The organism is Pacificibacter marinus (genome assembly GCF_900109555.1).
GTDB classification, from domain to species: domain Bacteria; phylum Pseudomonadota; class Alphaproteobacteria; order Rhodobacterales; family Rhodobacteraceae; genus Celeribacter; species Celeribacter marinus_C.
On record NZ_FNZV01000035.1, the window covers coordinates 1 to 4429 of the forward strand.

6 protein-coding genes and 1 pseudogene are annotated in these 4429 nt (G+C 52.8%); all 7 read left to right on the forward strand.

Translation table 11 applies throughout. The features are described 5' to 3' along the window. Nucleotides 1-128: pseudogene (locus BM025_RS19580) on the forward strand (IS110 family RNA-guided transposase); the annotation flags it as partial. A 105-nt stretch (nucleotides 129-233) separates the two neighbouring features. Next, on the forward strand, nucleotides 234-587 hold the full coding sequence (locus tag BM025_RS18710; protein WP_085850866.1) for a hypothetical protein: 354 nt from the start codon (nucleotides 234-236) through the stop codon (nucleotides 585-587). 72 nt (nucleotides 588-659) lie between these two features. Beyond that, a complete protein-coding gene (locus BM025_RS18715; RefSeq protein ID WP_085850867.1) occupies nucleotides 660-1415 on the forward strand; it encodes a hypothetical protein in 756 nt (251 codons plus the stop codon). A gap of 39 nt (nucleotides 1416-1454) precedes the next feature. Then, a complete protein-coding gene (locus BM025_RS18720; RefSeq protein WP_211753601.1) occupies nucleotides 1455-1700 on the forward strand; it encodes an acyl carrier protein in 246 nt (81 codons plus the stop codon). Then, complete coding sequence (locus BM025_RS18725) at nucleotides 1697-2953, forward strand: AMP-binding protein (protein ID WP_085850868.1); 1257 nt, start codon at nucleotides 1697-1699, stop codon at nucleotides 2951-2953. Before BM025_RS18720 ends, BM025_RS18725 begins: the two co-directional genes overlap by 4 nt. 47 nt (nucleotides 2954-3000) lie before the next feature. After that, complete coding sequence (locus BM025_RS18730; RefSeq protein ID WP_085850869.1) at nucleotides 3001-3735, forward strand: SDR family NAD(P)-dependent oxidoreductase; 735 nt, start codon at nucleotides 3001-3003, stop codon at nucleotides 3733-3735. Next, complete coding sequence (locus BM025_RS19400; protein WP_139204618.1) at nucleotides 3713-4099, forward strand: hypothetical protein; 387 nt, start codon at nucleotides 3713-3715, stop codon at nucleotides 4097-4099. The genes BM025_RS18730 and BM025_RS19400 overlap by 23 nt, the downstream gene beginning before the upstream one ends. The last annotated feature ends 330 nt before the right edge of the window (nucleotides 4100-4429 follow it).

The following is a 4429-nucleotide window of genomic DNA, read 5'->3' on the forward strand; positions in this document are numbered from 1 at the left end:
GATTGATGCGCACCAAAGGTCGCCGACGCGCAGTTGTTGCCGTCGCCCGCAAACTTGCCGTTCTGCTCCACCGTATGTGGATCGACGGCAGTGAATTCCGTCAGGAACAAGTTGGAGGCACGGCATGAACAAGTAGCCTACCACCTAACCTGACGGGATCGTCCAATCCGGACGAGGTTCGTGCCCTCTCGGGCATGTAAACATGCCCTGTCTGGTAATAGACGAAGCCGAAAATGTCTGCTGCGCAACTAGAAGCGCGCCGGAAAGCGGGGCTCTCCACTTCCAATCCGACACATGCATGCAGCGGCGCCATTTCGAACGCCAAACCAGACTGCGAAGAGAAGCGTGACCCGGATAAACGATCCTTGATCATTCAAAAGAAGGAAAACGAGCTTGACCCTGACACCCAATTAGAGAAGCAGACTTCCGCTGCGGTTTGCGCCAAGGCCTGCATAGCGGAAAAATGGTCAGTTCCTTACAAGCGCATCAATGTCAGCTATTGCGGAATTTGTTCTAAAACGGTCTTTTTCTTGAAACAGGGCGATAACTCTAGCTATCATTTCTATTTTTATGGGGCTCAGAAGTAGAACTATTCATACTTTGACTACCTTACGATGTGCCTGTAGATGGAACTAATAATCCGGTAGGAAAGTAGTGTAATGAACAATTTGATTGATCCCTCAGCAAAGATTGGTCGCAATGTCACGATTGGCCATGGCACCCGCGTTTATGCCAATGCCGAGTTGGGCGATGATTGTACAATCGGTGATTTCTGTGTGATCGGTCATCCTGGACCGGGTGAAAACGGCCCACTGGTTCTGGGCGCAGGTGCAATTGTGCGCAGCCATGCAGTATTATACGAAGGCTCTACAATCGGTCCCAAGCTTGAGACTGGCCACCATGTTGTGATCCGCGAAGGATCGATGATCGGCGAGAACCTGCGGGTCGGTAACTTCTCGGACATCGAAGGCAGTGGCCGGATCGGCGATTTCGTACGCATGCACGCCTATGCCCATGTAGGAAAAGGGTCAGAGATTGGTGATTTCGTCTGGTTGTTTTCGCTGACGACGCTGATGAACGATCCGCTTCCGCCGTCACATCTCGCCGACCCTGTCATTATCGGCGATATGGCAACCATCTGCGTGAATGCCCAATTGATGCCAGGTGTGCGCATTGGGCGCGGGGCATTTGTGGCGTCTGGGGCTGTTGCCAGCGGTCAGGTCCCCACCGGCGCGTTAATCACTGGCCCCGATGGTGATGTGGTTGGCCCTGTGCGCCTTTTGATGCACATGGAAACCCGCACGCGCCATCCCTGGCACAAACACTTTGTCGATGCCTACCCCGAGCACGTCCGTGAGCGGATTGCACAGTTGGGTGCCGAGATCGAAGCTGAGGCCGCTAAACTGGACCTTTAATTCCAACCTATTTGCAAAACACCCGATTGAAAGGGCCCCATGGAACGTACAGAAATTCTGAATATCATGAATATGATCATGACCAAAAAAGGCCGCTCCGAAATCACGGACGAGAGCCAGAGCACACGCGAAGTGAACTTTCGGAGCCTTGATTTCTCAGAAACAGCACTACGCATCGAATTCAAAATCGGCACTGAGCTATCATTTGAAGCGGCTTCCATGCGTAAGATTGAAACTGTTAAAGACGTGCTCGACTTCTTTGAAGAGGCCACCAAAGGGGTATGACCAATCTGTGTGATCTCAACTTCGTACATTTTGGCGATGTCAGTGTCGATATCGCGGGTTTGCGCGCACAAGCCGCTGTAGCATTGGGCGCTCGTGACTTGAGCGCGGAGCGGTGTGTGTTTGTTGTGGACAGCGTGCGCGAAGCGCTGGGATGTGTGGTATATGGCATGTCGGATGATCTGGATTTCGGCGTGGTCGAGCGCGCGCGCCTGTCACCTGAAGTGCTGGGACGTTTTGCCGAGAACCACGTGCAGCTGCGCAATGCCCATGATGGCAGTGTTGTGGGCAGTGTTGTTGCGGCGGATCAGGTCGAGGCGGGCCGTGTGACGGTATTGACCTCTGGTACTACAGGATTGTTTAAGCTTATTTCGCATACGGCGGCTACGTTGAATACGTTTGAACGTGTTGACGTATTGCCGGCGAACACGTGGTTCATGCCTTACCAGATCGGGTCCTATGCCTGGTACCAGATGGTTGCATTGTGCCTGTTCAAAGAGGGTCAAGGCCTAATCCCTGGTGATTTCAGCGATCTGGCGGCCAGTTTCGAGGGGGCGATTGCACGGGGCCTTGTCACAGCTATATCTTCCACACCGACATTCTGGCGTTACGCCCTTATGTCGATCGACGAAGATACGTTGAAATCTGCGCAATTACGCAGCATTTCGATGGGCGGCGAGATTGTCGATCAGGCCATTCTAGACCGACTTGCGGCTTTGTACCCGCAGGCGCGCATTCGCCACATCTATGCCTCCTCCGAGGCGGGTGCCGCGATTGTGGTCAGTGACGGCAAGGCGGGCTTTAAAGCTGAGCTGCTGGAGCGCACGGACAGTACAATTGGTGTGAAGATGGAAGAGGGGCGTTTATACATCCGCTCTCCTTATGCCAACCGCGCGGATGAAGGCGGTTGGGTGGACACCGAGGATCTGGTCGAGCAACGCGGTGACCGGATTTATTTTTTGGGACGTGTAGGTAATACTATGATCAATGTGGGGGGGCAAAAAGTGTTTCCACAAGACATTGAGGCGCATCTGATGGCCCATGAAGAGGTCGTCTGGGCACGGGTTATTGCACGTAAGGCGCCATTGATGGGCGCACTGCCTGTGGCCAGCATCGTGCTGCGAAAACAGATGGACGAGATGGCAGCTGAGCGTATGCTGACTGCGCATTGCGAGGCAGTTCTTGCTGAATATGCCACACCGCGCATGTGGAATTTCCTCAGTGATATTCCGATGAAAGACAGTTTGAAAAGTTGATTTTTCCGCACGGATTTGAAATCCTGAAAATAATGAGGAATAAGAAAATGTATACGACGGGACAATCAATCATCGTCAGTGGTGGCTCTCGGGGGCTCGGCTTGCATATGGTTACACAGCTTTTGGAGGCTGGAAACAAAGTAGCGACCTTCGCGCGTTCATACACCAAAGAGGTGGGTGCTCTAAGCGAAAAATACGGTGATAGCTTTTACTTTGCACCCTTAGATGCAGTCGATGTGAACGGCGTGACAGCCTTTGTGAATGCAGTTTGTGACAAATTTGACGGCCAGTTGGACAGTGTTGTGAACAACGCAGCTATCGGTCAGGATCAGTTGCTGATGCACACCGATCCCGAAACGATCCAGCAGATCGTGAACATCAACATTGTTGGCCCCACATTGCTGACCCGTATTGCGATCAAACGCATGCTGCTTCAGGGCAGCGGCAACATCTGCAACATATCTTCGATCTGTGGCTCACGTGGCTATGCGGGCCTGTCGGTTTATGCAGGTTCCAAAGGGTATCTGGATGCAATGATGCGCGCTCTGGCACGCGAAGTTGGTGAAGCGGGTATCTTTGTGAACTGCGTGGCACCTGGTTTCTTCGAAAGCGAGATGTCTTCTGTGCTACGGCCCGAGCAGTTGGACACAATCAAACGCCGCACGCCGTCTGGCAAGCTATCCAATGATGAAAACATCTTTAAAGTGGTTGACCTGGTCATTTCAGGTACCACAAACATGCAAGGTCAGGTGGTTTTTGTTGATGGTGGCATCACTAGCTGATCCAATTATTGCGCGGATTTTTGGGGGTGTTGTTATCAATTGTAACGACACCTTTGGCCCTGCCAGTTATGACGTTCATGGCCTGCGTTTTGTCTTTGTACCCTCCGCCCATGACACCGCAACCTATGCCCTCGACGTAGAAAGCCGTGACACAGAATCCCCTCCTTTTCTGGTGCAACATTTTGAATCAACCAACATGCCGTTCTTTGAACTTTGGACAAGGCTGGAGGTAATCGCTAAGCTGCTTGGATACCCTGTGTTGGAATTAGTAAAAGAAAGTAGACGTCTGAACCTGCATGATGAAGATATTTCAATTCGACGTGTTGATACTCCGACACATTGGATCGCAGTTGGTCGACTATGACGCTGGTGATGGTGGCTTCGGTCGGCATGCCGCCTTCGACTAGGTGCAGTTTGGCAGAAAATTGGATCACGCGTGCCTCGCAGGGCCACGCTGTTGAGCGGCTCACTGACATCTCCGCCAATAATATGACGCAGCACCACATTCTAGTCGATGAGCGCAAGCTCAGACACCTGAGGATACACAAACCACGCGCCGCCTGTCTTTGCCTTCGCGCAGGTGGGCCACTTCAACGCCGTGAGCGCGTAGCAGGGGCGTCACGCGGCGCAGTTCTGCCCCAAAGGCGGCAGCTTGCCGTGGGAATACCTCTGCGCTCTCTGTGAGGGCGGGGTA

Coding starts and splice junctions, on each gene's coding strand:
- BM025_RS18710 (WP_085850866.1), top strand. CDS start 234: ATGTCTGCTGCGCAACTAGAAGCGCGCCGGAAAGCGGGGCTCTCCACT.
- BM025_RS18715 (WP_085850867.1), top strand. CDS start 660: ATGAACAATTTGATTGATCCCTCAGCAAAGATTGGTCGCAATGTCACG.
- BM025_RS18720 (WP_211753601.1), top strand. CDS start 1,455: ATGGAACGTACAGAAATTCTGAATATCATGAATATGATCATGACCAAA.
- BM025_RS18725 (WP_085850868.1), top strand. CDS start 1,697: ATGACCAATCTGTGTGATCTCAACTTCGTACATTTTGGCGATGTCAGT.
- BM025_RS18730 (WP_085850869.1), top strand. CDS start 3,001: ATGTATACGACGGGACAATCAATCATCGTCAGTGGTGGCTCTCGGGGG.